Source organism: Streptomyces sp. Ag109_O5-1, assembly GCF_003814875.1.
Taxonomy (GTDB): domain Bacteria; phylum Actinomycetota; class Actinomycetes; order Streptomycetales; family Streptomycetaceae; genus Streptomyces; species Streptomyces sasae.
Window position 1 is genome coordinate 2,840,738 of the sequence record NZ_RKQF01000001.1, and the last position, 14,852, is coordinate 2,855,589.

General features: G+C 71.0%; 16 protein-coding genes. 7 read left to right on the forward strand and 9 right to left on the reverse strand.

Features of this window, described 5'->3' with window-relative positions; translation table 11 throughout:
* Position 1: 1 nt before the first annotated feature.
* From EDD90_RS12715 to EDD90_RS12725, 3 genes are all read right to left on the reverse strand, one after another.
* Positions 2-1,129 carry an aminopeptidase P family protein gene (locus tag EDD90_RS12715; protein ID WP_123973118.1) on the reverse strand — a complete coding sequence of 376 codons (1,128 nt, stop codon included), beginning with the start codon at positions 1,127-1,129 and terminating at the stop codon, positions 2-4.
* Positions 1,130-1,343: 214 nt separating this feature from the next.
* A complete protein-coding gene (locus EDD90_RS12720; RefSeq protein ID WP_123973119.1) occupies positions 1,344-1,916 on the reverse strand; it encodes a PDZ domain-containing protein in 573 nt (190 codons plus the stop codon).
* A gap of 91 nt (positions 1,917-2,007) precedes the next feature.
* Positions 2,008-2,892: a LysR family transcriptional regulator gene (locus tag EDD90_RS12725; RefSeq protein WP_123973120.1), complete on the reverse strand. Its 885-nt coding sequence runs from the start codon at positions 2,890-2,892 to the stop codon at positions 2,008-2,010.
* 87 nt (positions 2,893-2,979) lie between these two features.
* On the opposite strand from EDD90_RS12725, the gene EDD90_RS12730 reads away from it, so the two are divergent.
* Positions 2,980-3,714: a glutamine amidotransferase-related protein gene (locus EDD90_RS12730; RefSeq protein ID WP_123973121.1), complete on the forward strand. Its 735-nt coding sequence runs from the start codon at positions 2,980-2,982 to the stop codon at positions 3,712-3,714.
* A 41-nt stretch (positions 3,715-3,755) separates the two neighbouring features.
* Here the strand turns inward: EDD90_RS12730 and EDD90_RS57200 are convergent, their stop codons facing one another.
* The gene (locus EDD90_RS57200; protein WP_260327830.1) at positions 3,756-3,884 is read right to left on the reverse strand and encodes a hypothetical protein; all 129 of its coding nucleotides are present in this window, start codon (positions 3,882-3,884) and stop codon (positions 3,756-3,758) included.
* On the opposite strand from EDD90_RS57200, the gene EDD90_RS55340 reads away from it, so the two are divergent.
* Positions 3,883-4,026: a hypothetical protein gene (locus tag EDD90_RS55340; protein ID WP_185149059.1), complete on the forward strand. Its 144-nt coding sequence runs from the start codon at positions 3,883-3,885 to the stop codon at positions 4,024-4,026. The two genes, EDD90_RS57200 and EDD90_RS55340, sit on opposite strands and share 2 nt — an antisense overlap.
* Positions 4,027-4,050: 24 nt before the next feature.
* On the opposite strand, the gene cyc2 is transcribed toward EDD90_RS55340, so the two are convergent.
* Positions 4,051-6,213: a germacradienol/geosmin synthase Cyc2 gene (gene cyc2, locus EDD90_RS12740; protein ID WP_123973123.1), complete on the reverse strand. Its 2,163-nt coding sequence runs from the start codon at positions 6,211-6,213 to the stop codon at positions 4,051-4,053.
* 218 nt (positions 6,214-6,431) lie between these two features.
* On the opposite strand from cyc2, the gene EDD90_RS12745 reads away from it, so the two are divergent.
* Positions 6,432-7,697, forward strand: a complete 1,266-nt coding sequence (locus EDD90_RS12745) for a cytochrome P450 (protein WP_123973124.1) — start codon at positions 6,432-6,434, stop codon at positions 7,695-7,697.
* Here EDD90_RS12745 and EDD90_RS12750 read toward each other — a convergent pair.
* Complete coding sequence (locus EDD90_RS12750) at positions 7,669-8,823, reverse strand: damage-control phosphatase ARMT1 family protein (RefSeq protein WP_123973125.1); 1,155 nt, start codon at positions 8,821-8,823, stop codon at positions 7,669-7,671. The two genes, EDD90_RS12745 and EDD90_RS12750, sit on opposite strands and share 29 nt — an antisense overlap.
* A 52-nt stretch (positions 8,824-8,875) precedes the next feature.
* Positions 8,876-9,523 (reverse strand): ScbR family autoregulator-binding transcription factor, encoded by a 648-nt coding sequence (locus tag EDD90_RS12755; RefSeq protein ID WP_123973126.1) that lies wholly within the window; start codon positions 9,521-9,523, stop codon positions 8,876-8,878.
* A 441-nt stretch (positions 9,524-9,964) separates the two neighbouring features.
* Between EDD90_RS12755 and EDD90_RS12760 the strand changes: the two genes are divergently transcribed.
* Complete coding sequence (locus EDD90_RS12760) at positions 9,965-10,900, forward strand: lytic polysaccharide monooxygenase (protein ID WP_123973127.1); 936 nt, start codon at positions 9,965-9,967, stop codon at positions 10,898-10,900.
* 17 nt (positions 10,901-10,917) lie between these two features.
* On the opposite strand, the gene EDD90_RS12765 is transcribed toward EDD90_RS12760, so the two are convergent.
* Positions 10,918-11,562, reverse strand: a complete 645-nt coding sequence (locus tag EDD90_RS12765) for a Tat pathway signal sequence domain protein (RefSeq protein ID WP_123973128.1) — start codon at positions 11,560-11,562, stop codon at positions 10,918-10,920.
* 607 nt (positions 11,563-12,169) lie between these two features.
* Here EDD90_RS12765 and EDD90_RS12770 point away from each other — a divergent pair.
* From EDD90_RS12770 to EDD90_RS12780, 3 genes are all read left to right on the forward strand, one after another.
* A complete protein-coding gene (locus tag EDD90_RS12770; RefSeq protein ID WP_123973129.1) occupies positions 12,170-12,868 on the forward strand; it encodes a DUF6230 family protein in 699 nt (232 codons plus the stop codon).
* Positions 12,868-13,320, forward strand: coding sequence for a DUF6114 domain-containing protein (locus EDD90_RS12775; RefSeq protein WP_185149060.1), 453 nt, complete (start codon positions 12,868-12,870; stop codon positions 13,318-13,320). Before EDD90_RS12770 ends, EDD90_RS12775 begins: the two co-directional genes overlap by 1 nt.
* Positions 13,321-13,516: 196 nt before the next feature.
* Positions 13,517-14,482: a sporulation protein gene (locus tag EDD90_RS12780; protein WP_123973131.1), complete on the forward strand. Its 966-nt coding sequence runs from the start codon at positions 13,517-13,519 to the stop codon at positions 14,480-14,482.
* Between the two features lie 20 nt (positions 14,483-14,502).
* On the opposite strand, the gene tatA is transcribed toward EDD90_RS12780, so the two are convergent.
* On the reverse strand, positions 14,503-14,772 hold the full coding sequence (gene tatA, locus EDD90_RS12785) for a Sec-independent protein translocase subunit TatA (protein ID WP_123973132.1): 270 nt from the start codon (positions 14,770-14,772) through the stop codon (positions 14,503-14,505).
* Between the last annotated feature and the right edge of the window lie 80 nt (positions 14,773-14,852).

Consider the following 14,852-nt stretch of genomic DNA (forward strand, 5'->3'; position numbering starts at 1 on the left):
GTCAGCCCACTATGACCATCTCGCGGGTGGTGTCGTTGAAACGACGCCCGCCCTCCTCGGTCACCGTGACGATGTCCTCGATCCGCACCCCGAAGCGGCCGGGCAGATAGATGCCGGGTTCCACGGAGAAGCACATCCCGGGCACGAGCGGCTGCTCCTCGCCCTCGATCATGTACGGCGGTTCGTGCGTGGTGACACCGATGCCGTGGCCGGTGCGGTGGATGAAGAACTCGCCGTACCCGGCGTCGGTGATGACCGCGCGGGCTGCCCGGTCGACCTCCTGGCAGGCGACGCCGGGGCGTACGGCCCGGAAGCCGGCCTCCTGGGCGGCGCGCACGATGTCGTGCACCTCGCGCTCCTCGGCGGTCGGCGGGCCCACGTGCACGGTGCGGGTGGTGTCGGAGCCGTAGCCGTCCTTGAGGCCGCCGAAGTCGAGGACGACCATGTCGCCGTCCTGGATGACCCGGTCGCCGACCTCGTGGTGCGGGTTGGCGCCGTTGGGGCCGGAGCCGACGATGGTGAAGTCGACCTGTTCGTGGCCGAAGCGGCGCAGCAGGTCGGCGAGGTCATGGCCGACGTCGGACTCGCGGCGGCCGGCGAAGGGAACCTTGCGGATCTCCTCGAACGTTGCATCGGCAGCCGCTCCGGCGGCCGCGAGGAGTTCGAGTTCGGCCGCGTCCTTCACGGCGCGGAGCATGGGCAGCGCGTCGGTGAGGGAGGCGTATGAGGTGTCCGGGAGTGTCTTCTGCAGGCCCAGCAGGTGCATGGCCCAGGTGTTGTCGCTGATACCGAACCGGCCGTCCTTCGCGAGCAGGTCGGCGGTCACGGCGTAGGGGTCCTTGCCGTCGGTCCAGTCCCGCAGGGTCAGGGCGGCCGAGCCGTCGGACTTCGCGGCGTCGGGGGCCTCCAGGGTCGGGACGACCAGGACGGGGTCCCGGTCGGGGGTCAGGACGAGAAGGGTGAGCCGTTCGGTGACCGCGGTGGGGGTGTAGCCGGTGAGCCACACCATGTCGGGGCCGGGGGCGATCAGGAGACCCGCGAGGCCGGCGTCCGCGGCGGTCCGCGCTGCGCGCGTCATACGGGACCTGTAGTCGCCGGCGGTGAAGGGCGCGGGCTTGCTGCCGGTCATCCGGGCCTCCCTGTGCGAGTGAGGGGACTGTAGGGCCCCGGCATGCATCCTGCCCGGAGAGGAGGGGGCGCGCGAGCCGGTTTGCGCGGAAACGCCGTTGTGTGTCTCGGCCGTACGGCGAATGCGGCTGCGTCGCGGCTGGTCGCGCCCGCGCGGCGGAGCCGCATAGCGATACAGCCCCGCGCCCCTGCGGGGCGCGTCCCTGCGGGCGTTCTCAAGTGACGACGCCCGGCACCACGGTCAGCTGCTGGTACCCGCCGCTCTCGTGTCGCACCGTGAGTTTGGCCTCCTTCCCCGGGCGGGCCTCGGCCACCGCGCGGGCCAGGTCGGCGGCGCTGTCGATCCGGTTGTCACCGAGCTGGAGCAGGACGTCGCCTCGCACCAGGCCCGCCGCGTAGCCCGGGCCGGGCACATGGACGCCCACCACCACGGCTCCCACCTTCTCGGCGTCCACCACCTCCACGCCCAGCGTCGCGCCGACCGTCCACGACGGGCTCGGGGTGAGGGACGGGGCAGGGCTGGACATCGATGGCGGGGCCTGGTGTTTCAGTTCGGCCAGTCTGTTCATGCCGATCACCGTGGCGCCCACCGTGCCGATGCCGACCCCGGACAGCACCAGGACCGTGCCCACGAACGATCCGAAGACCAGGGCCCTGATCCGGCCGGCGCGGCGGCGCGCGGCGTGTGGTCGCCGGGCCGGGTCGGCCGGGGGATCGTCCCCTCGTTCCTGTCGTTCCTGTCGTTCCTGACCGGGGATCGGCTTGGGACGCAAAGCGGTCTGTTCCATGGTTCGCCTCCAGCCCGAGCTCTACCCGGCGCACGCGGGCGCGACGAGACACGAACGAGTGAGACTGACCCTGGGTCAGAGGCGGGAAGCCTTAGCCCTCGCCTGTGTCCCGCGCGCCGTCGAGAAGGCTTGCCACCAGGTCCGCCGCCGCTCCCACGGGCGTCCCGCCGTACACCAGTTCCACCCGGTGGACGACCCGGGGTGCGGTGACGGGGACGGCGACCGTGCCGGGGACGCCGGTGGCCGTGCGCCGGGGCAGCAGCGTGAGGCCGTGCCCGGTGGCGGTGAGAGTGGTCAGGGTGCGGACGTCGGAGCCGTCGTAGCGCAGGGAGGAGCGGAAGACGCCGCCGCCGGTCGCGGCGCGCAGCTGGGCGAGGGGCAGGGCCGCGTCGGGTGCGTCCAGCCAGCGGGCGTCGGCGAGGTCGGCGAGGCGCAGGCCCGGGCGGTCGGCGAGGGGGTGTCCGGCGGGGAGCAGGACGGCGACGGGTTCCTCACCGACGCCGCGTGTGGTCAGGGGTGCCACGTCGGGCAGGCGCAGGGGGTCGCTGGGGGCAGCCAGTCCGTCGAGCAGACCCAGGTCGGCGGTGCCGGTGGCGACGGCGGCCGGGATCTCGTCGCGGGGCAGGACACGCAGGGTGACGCCCGCGGCGGGGAGCGCGGCGAGCACGGCGGGGCCGAGCGCGGTCGGGGTGGCGGCGAGCGTCAGGCCGGGCGCGGGTGCGGCGGCCATCCGTACGACGTCCGCGCGGGCCGCCGCCAGGCGCAGCAGCAGCGGGCCCGCGTGCTCCAGGAGCCGTTCGCCGGCTGCCGTGGGGCTCACCGGGCGGCGGGTGAGCAGCGGCGCGCCGAGGTCCTGTTCGAGGGCGGCGATGTGCTGGGAGACCGCGGACTGGGTGTAGCCCAGTTCACGGGCGGCCTCCGAGAAGGAGGCCAGGCGGGCCACGGTGACATAGGTGCGCAGGAGGTGCGGGTCCATGCCGTACAGGATCGCATCAGCAACGCTTATCGAGAGTGCGTGAATCATCGTTGGACGTGAACCACGCTGGGCGCCCACGATGAGGGCATGACGAACTCAGCAGCTCGGACCGCCACGATCGCCCTGGTCGGGGACCGCTCCCCCAACGTCGTGTCGCACACCCGGATCCCGCTCCTTCTCGACGCGCTCGCCGAGCGCGACCGGCTGGTCCTCGACGCGTACTGGATCCCGTCCAAGGACGCCGAGGCCGAGGACGCGGTCCGCGGCTTCGACGCGGTGTGGGTGCTGCCGGGCAGCCCGTACCGCAGCGAGGCGGGTGTGGTGCGGGCGATCCGTACCGCCCGGGAGGAGGGCATCCCCTTCCTGGGCACCTGCGGGGGTTTCCAGCACGCGCTCCTGGAGTACGCCCGCAACGTGTGCGGCCTGACCCGGGTCGCGCACGCGGAGAACGACCCCGACGCCGAGGATCTCCTCATCGCGCCGCTGGCCTGCTCGCTGGTGGGCCACGAGGCGGCGGTGACCGTCGAGCCGGGCTCTCTGGCCGAGTCGGCGATCGGCTCGGGGCGCACGGTCGAGCGGTACTTCTGCGCGTACGGCCCCTCCCGCCACCTCGACACCCTGCGCGCCCACGGGCTGCGGCTGTCGGGCCACGACGAGGACGGCCATGTCCGTGTCGCCGAACTGCCGGGCCATCCCTTCTTCCTGGCCACGCTCTTCCAGCCGGAGCTGTCGGGTGACGGCTCGCGTCCGCATCCGGTGGTGCGGGCGCTGGCGCGGGCGGCCGTCGCGCACGCCTCGGAGCGGGTGCGCGCGTCGGTATGAGCCGGGGGGGCGGCACTCCCGGTCGCGGCCGGAGGCCGTTGTCAGTGGCGGCTGTTACGTTCTGTGACATGACCGATCACTGCCTCCGGCTGCTCCGGCAGCACCGCCGCCTGGCCGAACTGGCGGCGTTCCCCTTCAACTTCGACCTGGGCCGGGCCGCCGACGGCCATGTCGAGCCGGTCCGTCTCGCCTCCGGCGGCCCAGGACCTCGATCTGTCGCCGTTGCTCATACTGACCGAGGAGTTCGACCGGCTGGGCGACTTGCAGCAGGCAGAGCGCGCCCAGCACCTGTACACCGCCCTCCTCCGATGACGACGGAAGTCCTGCGGCGGCCCGTCAGCCGACGCCGAGGCTCGGCGCGAGCGGCGGCCGGTCCGGCAGGAAGCCGTGGGAGCGGCGGGCGAGGTGGTCCGGCTTGTAGCGGTCGACCCGCCGGTGCCAGTTGAGGACACCGGCCATCCAGTTCTGCAGGTCATGGACGTAGGTCCGCATGGCCTCCCGCGCCTCGGCCGACAGCTCGAAGTCGTCGTACACAACCGGAAGTTCGTTGGCCACGACGTGTTCGAACTGCCGCATCCGCTGGGTCATCAGGTCGTGCACGACCCGCAGTGCGGTCGGGTAGTCGACGCCGAAGAAGTTCTGGACGACGAGGATCGCGTTGTGGAGCTCGCCCTCGTACTGGATCTCCTTCTGGTAGGAGAAGACGTCGTTGACGAGCATGCCGTAGTCGATGGCGGCGTTCTCCAGGGAGCGGACCGGGCCGCTGCGGTAGACCTCCGGCGGCACCGCGGGGGCGTGGCCGCGGCGGGCCAGGCTCAGGGTGAGGTCGGAGCCGAAGGTGGCCCTGCGCATCTCCAGGTAGTCGACGGGGTCGGGGACGCGGTGCTGGAGCTGGTTGGACAGCTCCCAGAGCCAGCTCTCGGTCATCGTGTCGACGGACTGCCTGAGGAAGAGCCGGTCGTCGGCGCTCATGCCGGCGGTCGTGCGGGCCCACAGGTCGATCAGGCCGCGTTCCATGCCGGAGACCGGGACGGGGACGGGTTCACCGGCGAGCGGCATGCAGGCGGACAGGCGGGCCGTGGCGTGCCGGGCGCCGGCCAGGTCGCGCCGGGAGCCGAACACGAGGGGGTAGTAGTCGTCGGCGTAGGTGCCCCAGGCCAGCCACTGGGCGCTGAGGTCGAGTTCGCCGGCGGTGCCGTCGGGGTCGAGGCCGGCGGAGCAGAGCGCGAGGTCGTTGGCGGTGAGCTTGTCCTCGTCCCAGACCCCCTCGGAGAGCATGCCGGTGCCGCGCATCCAGGCGGTCAGCCGGAGGCGGGCGGCGTCGAGATGCGGGTTGAGTTCGACCTCGTACGGCATGCGGAAGTCGGGCAGCAGGGACGGGCCGACCTGCTGGAAGGGGACGTGGGAGTAGGCGCGCAGGCGCTCCGAGGCGGCCGAGGCGAGCAGGGCGCCGATGTCGGCTGCCGAGGTGCCGGGGCCGGTGAGGTGGTGCCAGGGGGAGGTGGGGGTCGCGCCCTGGTTCATGTAGCGGCTGGAGCGCAGGTGCCATTCGTGGCCGCCGGACTGCCAGTCCTGCAGACCCTTGGTGTAGGCGGCGATCGCGGCGGCCTCGCCCTGGGTGAGGCCCTTCTCGGCGGCGAGGGCGGGCACTTCGGTGAGCGCGGTGTGCTCGAACTGGTGGAGGCGGGAGGTGAGGATGTCGTTGACCGTGTCGGCGGCCTCCTGGGTGGAGCAGTCGAAGAAGGTCTCCAGGACCAGCACGCCGTTGCTGTTCTCGCCCTCGTCCTCGACCTCCCGCTGGTAGGAGAACAGGTCGTTGCGCAGATGGACGGCGTCGGCGAAGGTCTCCATCAGCACCCTGAGCGGTCGCGAGCCGGCGACGGCCGCGGGCACCTCGGCCGTGGCGTACTCGACGAGCCCCGCCGACCAGGGGGCGCCGCCGACCTTGCGGCGCATCTCGATGTACTCGACGGGGTTGGCGATCCGCCCCTCGTTGATGTTGGACAGCTCCCACATCGACTCGTTCAGCAGGTGCTCGGTGGCGACCGAGAACCGGCGGCGCCAGTCGACCGACATCGACGGCACGGTGCGCGCCCACAGGTCGGCGAGGCCCGCCTCGACCGGGTTCTGCAGCTCCGGCACGGGCGTTGAGAGGTCGAGCGGCATGAACAGCGGGAGCCGGTCGAGATGGGCCTTGCCGGCGGCGCGGTCCTGGGTGCGCTTGTACATGTCGAGGAAGTGGTCGTCGAAGAAGAACACCCACACGTACCAGTCGGTGATCAGCGAGAGGGCGGGGCCGTCGCAGTCGGGGTGGGTGTAACTGCACAGCAGGCCGTAGTCGTGGGCCTCCAGGTCGGCCTGGGTCCAGATCCCGGACCCCTCCAGCATGCCCGTCTCGCGGGCCCACTCGGTGGAATGGGCCCTTGCCTCCTCCAGATGCGGGTTGAGCCGCGCGGGATACGGCATGTAGAAGTGCGGGAGTTCGAACGGCTGCGTCATGGCCGGGGCTCTACCCGGGCGCGTCGACGGCCATCCGCGGCGCGACACATGATCACACCATCGCGTGAACCGGGCCGGAATCCGGGAACTTCGGCCTGCTCCTGTGGCGCTCGACGGCCCCGCTTCCTCCCGCGCCTCCGTGCTCAACCAGCGTCAGTGCCGACCCACTTGCGCAGCTGTTCCTTGCCTTTGCATTTCACCGGGGCCACCGTGGTCCCATGACCGCCTCCGCCGGCAGCGGCGCCGCGCCGCCCGTGCCCGACGTCTTCGATCCGCGCCGGTACGCCGCCACCGTGCCGTACGCCGACTACCGCGTCCTGCGCGACCACCACCCCGTGTCCTGGCAGCGGGAGCCGGAGGTACTGGGCTGGCCGGCCGGTCCGGGGTTCTGGGCGGTGGCACGCCACGCGGATGTGGTGCGGGTGCTCAAGGACCCGGGGACGTACTCCTCGTGCCTGGGCGCGACCCAGATCCGGGATCCGGACCCGGCGGATCTGCCGTTCATCCGGCGCATGATGCTCAATCAGGATCCGCCGGAACACGGACGGTTGCGGCGGACGGTGAGCCGGGCCTTCACGCCGGGGCGGATCGAGCGGTTCGAGGCGGTGGTACGGCAGCGGGCGCGGACACTGTTCGACCGGGCGCTGGAGACGGCCCGGGAGGGTGACGGCACGGTCGACCTGGTCGCCGCCGTCACCGACGAGTACGCCCTGCTCAACCTCGCCGACCTGCTGGGTGTCCCGGACGGCGACCGCGGCCTGCTGCTGCACTGGACACAGCGGGTGATCGGCTACCAGGACCCGGACGAGGCCGGTCCCCGGACGGTCGACGAGCAGGGCCGGCCGGTCGATCCCCGCTCCCCGGCGATGCTGCGGGACATGTTCGGGTACGCCCGGGAACTGGCCGCGTACAAACGCCGGAACCCGGCGGACGACGTCATGACGGCCCTCGCCCGGGACGGGGAACTCGCCGACGGAGAGCTGGAGATGTTCTTCTTCCTGCTCACCGTCGCCGGTAACGACACTGTACGTTCGGCCGCCCCCGGTGGACTGCTGGCGCTGGCCGAACATCCCGGGGCCTACGACCTGTTGCGCGCCGGGAAGGTACGAGCGGACACCGCTGTCGACGAGTTGCTGCGCTGGCATCCCCCGGTGCTGACCTTCCGCCGCACCGCCGCGCGGGACACCGAGCTGGGCGGGCAGCGCATCGGGAAGGGCGACAAGGTGGTCGTCCTGCATGCCTCGGCCAACCGTGACGAGCGGGCCTTCGCCGAACCCGACCGGCTCGACCTCGCCCGCACGCCGAACCCGCACATGTCCTTCGGGGACGGGCCGCATGTCTGTCTGGGCGCCCACTTCGCCAGGCTCCAGCTGCGCACCCTCTACACCGAGGCACCGCCCTCGCTACGACCCGCCGGACCCGCCAGACGGCTCGTCTCGAACTTCATCAACGGGCTCAAGTCGCTACCGACGGCCGTGGGTTGACCTGGATGAGGGCGTGGGTGCCGGCTGTGCGCCAGCGTTGCCCCTCCGCCGCGTCCAGGGCCGCCTCGGTGTCCGCGGACAGGCCGGTGACGACGTCGGACTTGAGGGTGCGCAGGGCGGCCACCGGGCCGGGGAACCATGCGGTGACATCGGCGAAGGGCGTGGTCGGCGACCAGAGGCGATCGCCCACCAGACGGCGGTAGTTGAGGTCGCCCTTGAAGACCGTCAGCGCGGCGGCGGCGAACTCGGCGCGCAGGTCGCCGGGCATCTCGGCGTACGGCAGCGGGGCGCAGGAGAAGGGGTGGGCCCGCACGGTGAGGCGGCCGTCCGCCATCGCGGACCAGAGGGTACGGCCGTGGCGGGCGGCGGCGCCCGGGGCCGCGGTGAGCCGGCGCAGTGCGTCGACGACATCGGCGGTGGTGGCGTCGGAGACGTAGTACGGATACGGCTTGATGTGCAGGACCGCGCGTGCGATGCGCCCCGTGTCCAGGAGGTGGGCGATCAGCAGCAGGTCGGGGACGAGTTCGCGGCCGGCGTTGTCGGCGACGAGGCAGAGCGTGCCGCCGTCGAGCAGGGGCCACAGGGCGGCGCTGTCGTCGGCGACGAGCGCGGCGACGGCCTCGCCCGAATCGGCGGCGGAGAGGCGGAAGCCCAGGTCGGCGCGGTTGCCCCAGAGGGAGCCGTGCAGCAGGGACCGGTCCGGGTCGTCGCCGAGGGCGTCGAGGGCGGCGAGTTCCTCGTCGGTCTCCTTGGCGTCGAGTTCGGCGAGCTTGAACGGGCGGAAGGGGTCGACGCCCTGCCAGGGACCGGGGCCGAAGTAGCCGACGGCGTCGAGGAGTCTGCGGTAGAAGTAGCTCTCGGACCACAGCCACGGCACGTCGAACCAGGACTGTCCGACGTAGGTGTCCAGGCCCCAGTCGTGCCACCGGTCGGGGGCCGGGAGGGGTTCGATCACGCCCTCGGTGCAGTTGTGCAGCAACTCGTCGAGGGCGTGGTGCTGCTCGGGGCCGTAGGGGAAGGCGTCCCGCACCTGGCGGATGATCGCGGGGTGCCGTTCGGCCAGCACGCTGTGCGGGAACGGGCCGGTGGTGCCGAGGATCACGGGTGCGGCGGCGGAGTCGGGCATGGTCGCCACGCTATCGCGCGGGGTGTCCGGCTCCGCCGATCCACGGCGCCGGTCACGCCGTTCTGATCTCGCGCTCCAACTGCGTGGCGAGGGTCATGTACCGGGCGCGCCGGTGCACCGGGACCAGGCCGCGGATCATCAGGTACCACATTTCGGCGACCCTGCGCGGCAGTCGTGCCACCGGTTCCAGGTTGCGGCCGGCGACCCGGGTGCCCACGAAGAAGCAGACCAGGGAGTGGGCGACCGCGCCGATGTCGATGTCCGGGTGCACGTCGGACTCCTTGACCGCGCCCATGAGTTTGCGCGTGGCGAACTCCAGCCATTCCGTGAACGGATGCCTGAGCGGCGCCCGCACGGTGACGTCCGCGGTGGCGAGCCGCAGGCCGGCGCGCGGGATCGGGCCGTCGACGGCGAGCCGGGCGATGGCGAACGTGGTGCGCATCAGGGCCTCCAGCGAGGAGTAGCCCCTGCTCTCCATCTCCCTCACCAACTGGCTGGAGGTGCGGGACTGGAGCTCCATGATGGCGTGCGCGAGATCCTCCTTGGCGGCGAAGTGGAAGTAGAGCGCCCCCTTGGTGACCTTCGCGTGTTCGACGATCTCGCTCAGGCTGGTGGATTCATAGCCGTGCCGGTCGAAAAGGTCCGCGGCGGCCGTGATGATGGTGGCGCGGGTCTGCTCCGCGCGTAACTGCCTCGCCATCGACCCAACGCTCCTTCACGGCTTCACGGCTTTCAAACCGACGGGACATGCGGTTTGTTTTTTACCCCGTGCACACGATAGCTCACCGTGCGGCAGCGGGAGGCGACTGTGCGGACCCGGTGACGGACAGACGCAAGTCGCGCGCACCGCCTCGCGATCGGCGTGCACACTGCACAAACGGACGAGACCAGAACGCGCTCCTCCTTCGTGTTCGTGCCGGTTTCCGGAAGCGGTGCGGGCGACCGGGCGCACATCGGTGATCGCCACGATACGATCCGGACGGTTGGTTCTCAATGGCGCTCGGGAAGTCCGTAAAACGGACGAGTCGGTCGGCGCACCACACATCGCCCGGCGCTGTGATCAACCGCACTGAACAGTGCGCGCCCGATTCCCGTACTCACCTCAGCAGACCTTGTACCCGCGCCTGCCGAGGAGTCCCGGATGACCCGGACGACCGTCCACCTGAGAGTCACGGGAACCGCCGTGGCGGCTCCGCTTCTGCTCCTGTCGTGGGCGGCGGGGTCCGCCCAGGCGCACGGCGCGCCCACGGATCCCGTCAGCCGGGTGTACGCCTGCTCCCCCAGTGGCGGCAGCGCCGGGACGGCGGCCTGCAAGGCGGCGATCGCGGCGAGCGGGCAGAACTTCGTCGAGTGGGACAACCTGCGGGTGGCGGGTGTCGACGGACGTGACCGGCAGGTGATTCCGGACGGCAAGCTGTGCAGCGGCAACCTGCCGGCGTACAAGGGGCTCGACCTGGCGCGCACGGACTGGCCCGCGACCGAACTGACCCCCGGCGCACGGATGACGATGACGTACGCCTCGACGATCGCGCACGCCGGCACGTTCAAGCTGTATCTGACGAAGCCGGGCTACGACCCGTCGAAGCCGCTGAAGTGGTCCGATCTGCCCACGCAGCCGTTCGCCGAGGTCAAGGACCCACCGCTGACGAACGGGGCGTACCACTTCGGCGCGACGCTGCCCGCCGGCCGGACGGGCCGTCAGATGCTGTACACGATCTGGCAGAACAGCAGCACGCCGGACACCTACTACTCGTGTTCCGACGTGGTGTTCACGGCGAAGAAGGACGCGGGGACGAGCTCGAAGGACGCGGGTGAGGCGGGCGCGTCGACGGCGAGCTCCACGCCGCGGACAAGTGCCGCTCCCGGCACCGCGGGGAGCACCGGCTCCCCGGCGCGGCAGACGGCGGCGGCGACCCCGGTCGCCCCAACGACCGGAACCGCCGCCGACAGCACTCCCGTGGCCTCCGACACGAGCTCCGGTTCGGGCCCGTCGGCGCCACTGATGGCGGGCGGCGCCGCCGCGGTGCTGGTACTCACCGGGGGCGCCGCCCTCGCGTTGCGTCTGCGTCGACGCTAACGGCCTTTGTAACAAGGTTAGTTGACGAAGACGGAGGCGCCGCTGTCGGTGACCGGGGCGTACTTCGCGGTGAAGTAGCCCGCGGACGGGCAGAGGATGGAGCCGGAGCTCTTCGTGAACGCCTGGTTGCTGAAGTTGACGCTGTTGTCGCTGTTGTCGGTCGTGCCGGTCAGGCTGGGGGCCTGGTAGACACAGGTGATGCTGCCCAGCAGGGTGGTCAGCTTGACCGTGGTCTGGATGGTCGAGCCGCTCGCCGGGGTGACCGTGAGCGCACCGCCCGAGGCGACCGCGTTGGTGTACGGCAGGTTGTTGACCGTGATGCTGGAGACGCCGGTCACGCCGGTCACGTTGCTGGTGCAGCTGCCGAAGGTCTGCCCGGTGACCGACTCGGTGGCGGTGCCGGATGCGGCCGGGTTGTCGGTGACCGACGCGGTGAACGTCGAGGCCGAGCAGGAGATGCCGCTGGTGCTGGTGGCGCTGGAGTAGAGGGTGGCGGTGGTGCCGCTGGCCAGCGACGCGGTGAGGGTGTCACCGACCGCGACGGCGGTGCCGCCGGCGCTGCCCGTGGTGAGCACGGCACCGTCGGCGGAGGCGGGAACGGCGACCGCGAGCGAGAGGGCGGCGACGGTTCCGGCGATGGTGAGAATGGATCGCGTACGCATGCGGGATTGCCTCTTTCTTTGGGGGACTTGCGTGAGGTGGGGGGCTTCGGGGGGCGCGTATACGACGCCAGCCGTTGCCGGCCCGTGACGCCTTCTCCGTACGTGACGGACCGGCAACGGCAGCCGAGCCGGTCACCGGCCGAAAGCCTGGGGGGGTTAGGCCTCCGGCCGGGCCGGTTGAGGGCGATCGGGCACGGCCCCTGGGGGGAAGCGACCGTGCCGCCGCCGTTGATGCCGAGCGGACATCGAGGAGGCCGGGAAGCGGCCGATGCCGCTCGGCGGATCCGGCGCCACGGATCCGAATGAAACCAGGGAGAGTTGTAGACCTGATCAACCGTCAACGTCAAGGCTGATCAAGGGAGTTGGGAAACCGATCAAGGGAATACAAGGTCGGAACACAACTGACGCATATTCAACACCCTTTTTTCACAACTGTCTTGACCCTGAAAAGTAACCGCCGGTAACTTTCGGCGTGGCTACTGCTGCGTAACGAGAAAGCCCTTGCGTCCGCCGGGAGTTGTGAGGAGGCGTGCGCGGCAGCCGCTGTCCGCGCCAGGACAACGGGCCACTGAAGCCCAACCCGCGTGACTAATGCATGGGAGCAGACATGGCCTCGTCCCCGGACGTTCCGTCCGCCGACAACACGCCAGAGAACCCGGGAAGCGGTTCTCTTTCCGACACATCAGAGACCACCGGAACCACCGGGGGGCAGCAGAGACGAGGACGGGTCCGGGCCCGCCGGGCCGCCGTCATGGCCGTGCCGGCCACGCTGGGCCTCGCCGGCCTCGCGATCCTGACCGCCCAGGGGGCGCTGGGGGTGTCGTTCTCCATCTCCGGCATGCCCTTCACGGTCACCGCCAAGTCGCTCGACGGCACCGGCTTCGAGCAGTTCGGCGCGCTCGACTCCATGGCCGACAACAGCCCGAACGCCGGTGACACCGGCGGTCAGGTGCTGGTCGTCACCTCCGCGATCAAGAACGCGACCCTGGACAGCCTGTGCCAGAGCGTCGACCTCGGCGGCACCAACCTGCTCATCAAGGCGGGCAGCGGCTCGTCGAAGGTGCAGGCGACCGACCTGACCACCGACTCGACCGAGCTGACGGGCGACGCGTCCTTCAACAACATCGAGATCGGCAACGACGCGAGCACCCTCACCAAGGCCGGGGTCAAGGGACCTCTGGGCGTCTTCAGCCAGCAGGCCGACACCGTGCACATCGACAACCTGCGGCAGACCAACTACGCCACCACCGCCGGTGTGTTCAAGCTTCCCGGCCTGAAACTGAGCTTCAGCAGCTCGGGTTGCTGATGTCCGGCACAGACACTCCACATGAGGGGTGGCGGCCCGCCTTCCGCGGTTGGCGGGCCCGTCGGCCGTTCGTGGGCGGGCTGCTGCTGACCCTGGGCGGCACGTGGATCCTGCTCACGGAGAAGGCCTCGCTGAAGGTCGTCATCCATATCGGTATGACGGGTCTGGTGGGCTATCTGCTGCCGGTGGTCATGGTGGTGTGCGGCCTGCTGACCCTCTTCAGCCCTTCGCAGCGCCTCTTCTACTCCATCCTCGGCGTCCTCTGCTCGCTGGGCTCCTGGGTCACCTCCAACCTGGGCGGTTTCTTCATCGGCCTCGCCCTCGGGGCCGTCGGCAGCTGCATGATCTTCGGCTGGCTGCCGGACCAGGAGCCCCGCGTGAGCCGCCGGCAACGCCGCAAGGCCGCGCGGGTAAGCGCGCAGGGCATCGGGGACGGTGCGGAAGCAGTCTGAGGCCACGGATGAGGCGGACCGATGTGATTCGGTCCGCCTCTTCTGTATGTGCGGGGGCCTGCACGGCGCCGGGCGCGGGTACGTCGAACAGGTGACTTGGGAACTTCTTTGCCGTTGTGGTGAGTTCATCGGGCAGTCGGGTGGCGTGGTGCCGTCCGGGTGTGAGTGATGAGTGCGGCGAAGGAGCGGCGGCTTCATGGTGTTCAAACGGCTGCTGGGGGCGATCGGGATCGGTGGGCCCTCGGTGGACACGGTGCTGGACGGCGGTCCGGTGGTGCCCGGCGGGTCGGTGTCGGGGCGGGTGCGGTTGACGGGCGGCTCGGCTGCGGTGGAGGTCGAGCACATCGGCCTGGAACTGCTCGCGCGTGTGGAGGCGGAGCACGAGGAGGGGGAGAGCGAAGGCGCGGTCGTCTTCGAGCGGTTCACCCTGGGCGGCGGGTTCCGGCTCGGGGCGGAGGAAGAGCGGGAGGTCCCGTTCAGTGTGCCGCTGCCGTGGGAGACGCCGGTCACCGAACTTTACGGCCAGCCGCTGGGCATCGTGCTCGGTGTACGCACGGAGGTCGGGGTGGCCGGCGCCCGGGACAAGGGCGACCTGGACCCGCTCACCGTCGCACCGCTGCCGGTCCAGGAGGCGATCCTCGAAGCCCTGGGCCGGCTGGGCTTCGGCTTCCGCTCGGCGGATCTGGAGTACGGCCGGATCGGCGGCACGGGTCAGCAGCTGCCGTTCTACCAGGAGGTCGAGCTGACCCCGGCGCCGCAGTACGCACCCGCGGTCGGCGAGATCGAGCTGACTTTCCTCGCCTCCCCCGCCGGCCTGGAGGTCGTCCTGGAGGCGGACAAGCGCGGCGGCCCGTCCTCCTCCGGGCATGACACGCTGACCCGCTTCACGGTGCGCCACGAGGACGCCCACGCCCTCGACTGGAGCGCCGAGGTCGACGGCTGGATCCACCAGCTGATCGCCCACCGCGAGGCCTACGGCGCCCATGCGACCTACGGTCACGGCCACGGCGGACACCATGACGACCAGCACGACTCCGGTCCGGGCCTGGGCACGGCGGTCGCCGCGGGTGCGGCCGGCCTGGCGCTGGGCGTGGTCGGCGGGATGGTGGCAGCCGAGGTGGTCGACGAGATCGGGGACTTCTTCGAGGGGGACGAGGACTAGGAGCTGTCCGGCGCCCGGTGTCAGCCGGCGGTGGCCGTCGGCTCGGCGGCCGGCCTGGGCTGCGGCTGCACCGGGGTCGCGGTCGGCTCCCCCGCCATCTGTACCGACGTCGGCTCCACCGGCGCCCCGGGCGCCTTGTCGGACTTCATGGCCTTCGCCTCGCTCTTGAGGACGCGCAGCGACCTGCCCAGGGCCCGGGCGGTGTCGGGCAGCTTCCGGGAACCGAAGAGCACGATGAGGACGAGCGCGACGATCAGCAGGTGCCAGGGTTCGAGTCCGTTGCGGAGCATGACCGCCCCCCTCCGTTTCTCACGTTGTCCGGTACTTGCGCGACTGTACAACCCGGGTGGGAAACGGTGCCTGAACACTG

Bases quoted from the DNA above. Each gene is read 5' to 3' on its own strand.
- EDD90_RS12715 (WP_123973118.1), bottom strand. From the start codon at position 1,129: ATGACCGGCAGCAAGCCCGCGCCCTTCACCGCCGGCGACTACAGGTCC.
- EDD90_RS12720 (WP_123973119.1), bottom strand. From the start codon at position 1,916: ATGGAACAGACCGCTTTGCGTCCCAAGCCGATCCCCGGTCAGGAACGA.
- EDD90_RS12725 (WP_123973120.1), bottom strand. From the start codon at position 2,892: ATGGACCCGCACCTCCTGCGCACCTATGTCACCGTGGCCCGCCTGGCC.
- EDD90_RS12730 (WP_123973121.1), top strand. From the start codon at position 2,980: ATGACGAACTCAGCAGCTCGGACCGCCACGATCGCCCTGGTCGGGGAC.
- EDD90_RS55340 (WP_185149059.1), top strand. From the start codon at position 3,883: ATGTCGAGCCGGTCCGTCTCGCCTCCGGCGGCCCAGGACCTCGATCTG.
- EDD90_RS57200 (WP_260327830.1), bottom strand. From the start codon at position 3,884: ATGGCCGTCGGCGGCCCGGCCCAGGTCGAAGTTGAAGGGGAACGCCGC.
- cyc2 (WP_123973123.1), bottom strand. From the start codon at position 6,213: ATGACGCAGCCGTTCGAACTCCCGCACTTCTACATGCCGTATCCCGCG.
- EDD90_RS12745 (WP_123973124.1), top strand. From the start codon at position 6,432: ATGACCGCCTCCGCCGGCAGCGGCGCCGCGCCGCCCGTGCCCGACGTC.
- EDD90_RS12750 (WP_123973125.1), bottom strand. From the start codon at position 8,823: ATGCCCGACTCCGCCGCCGCACCCGTGATCCTCGGCACCACCGGCCCG.
- EDD90_RS12755 (WP_123973126.1), bottom strand. From the start codon at position 9,523: ATGGCGAGGCAGTTACGCGCGGAGCAGACCCGCGCCACCATCATCACG.
- EDD90_RS12760 (WP_123973127.1), top strand. From the start codon at position 9,965: ATGACCCGGACGACCGTCCACCTGAGAGTCACGGGAACCGCCGTGGCG.
- EDD90_RS12765 (WP_123973128.1), bottom strand. From the start codon at position 11,562: ATGCGTACGCGATCCATTCTCACCATCGCCGGAACCGTCGCCGCCCTC.
- EDD90_RS12770 (WP_123973129.1), top strand. From the start codon at position 12,170: ATGGCCTCGTCCCCGGACGTTCCGTCCGCCGACAACACGCCAGAGAAC.
- EDD90_RS12775 (WP_185149060.1), top strand. From the start codon at position 12,868: ATGTCCGGCACAGACACTCCACATGAGGGGTGGCGGCCCGCCTTCCGC.
- EDD90_RS12780 (WP_123973131.1), top strand. From the start codon at position 13,517: ATGGTGTTCAAACGGCTGCTGGGGGCGATCGGGATCGGTGGGCCCTCG.
- tatA (WP_123973132.1), bottom strand. From the start codon at position 14,772: ATGCTCCGCAACGGACTCGAACCCTGGCACCTGCTGATCGTCGCGCTC.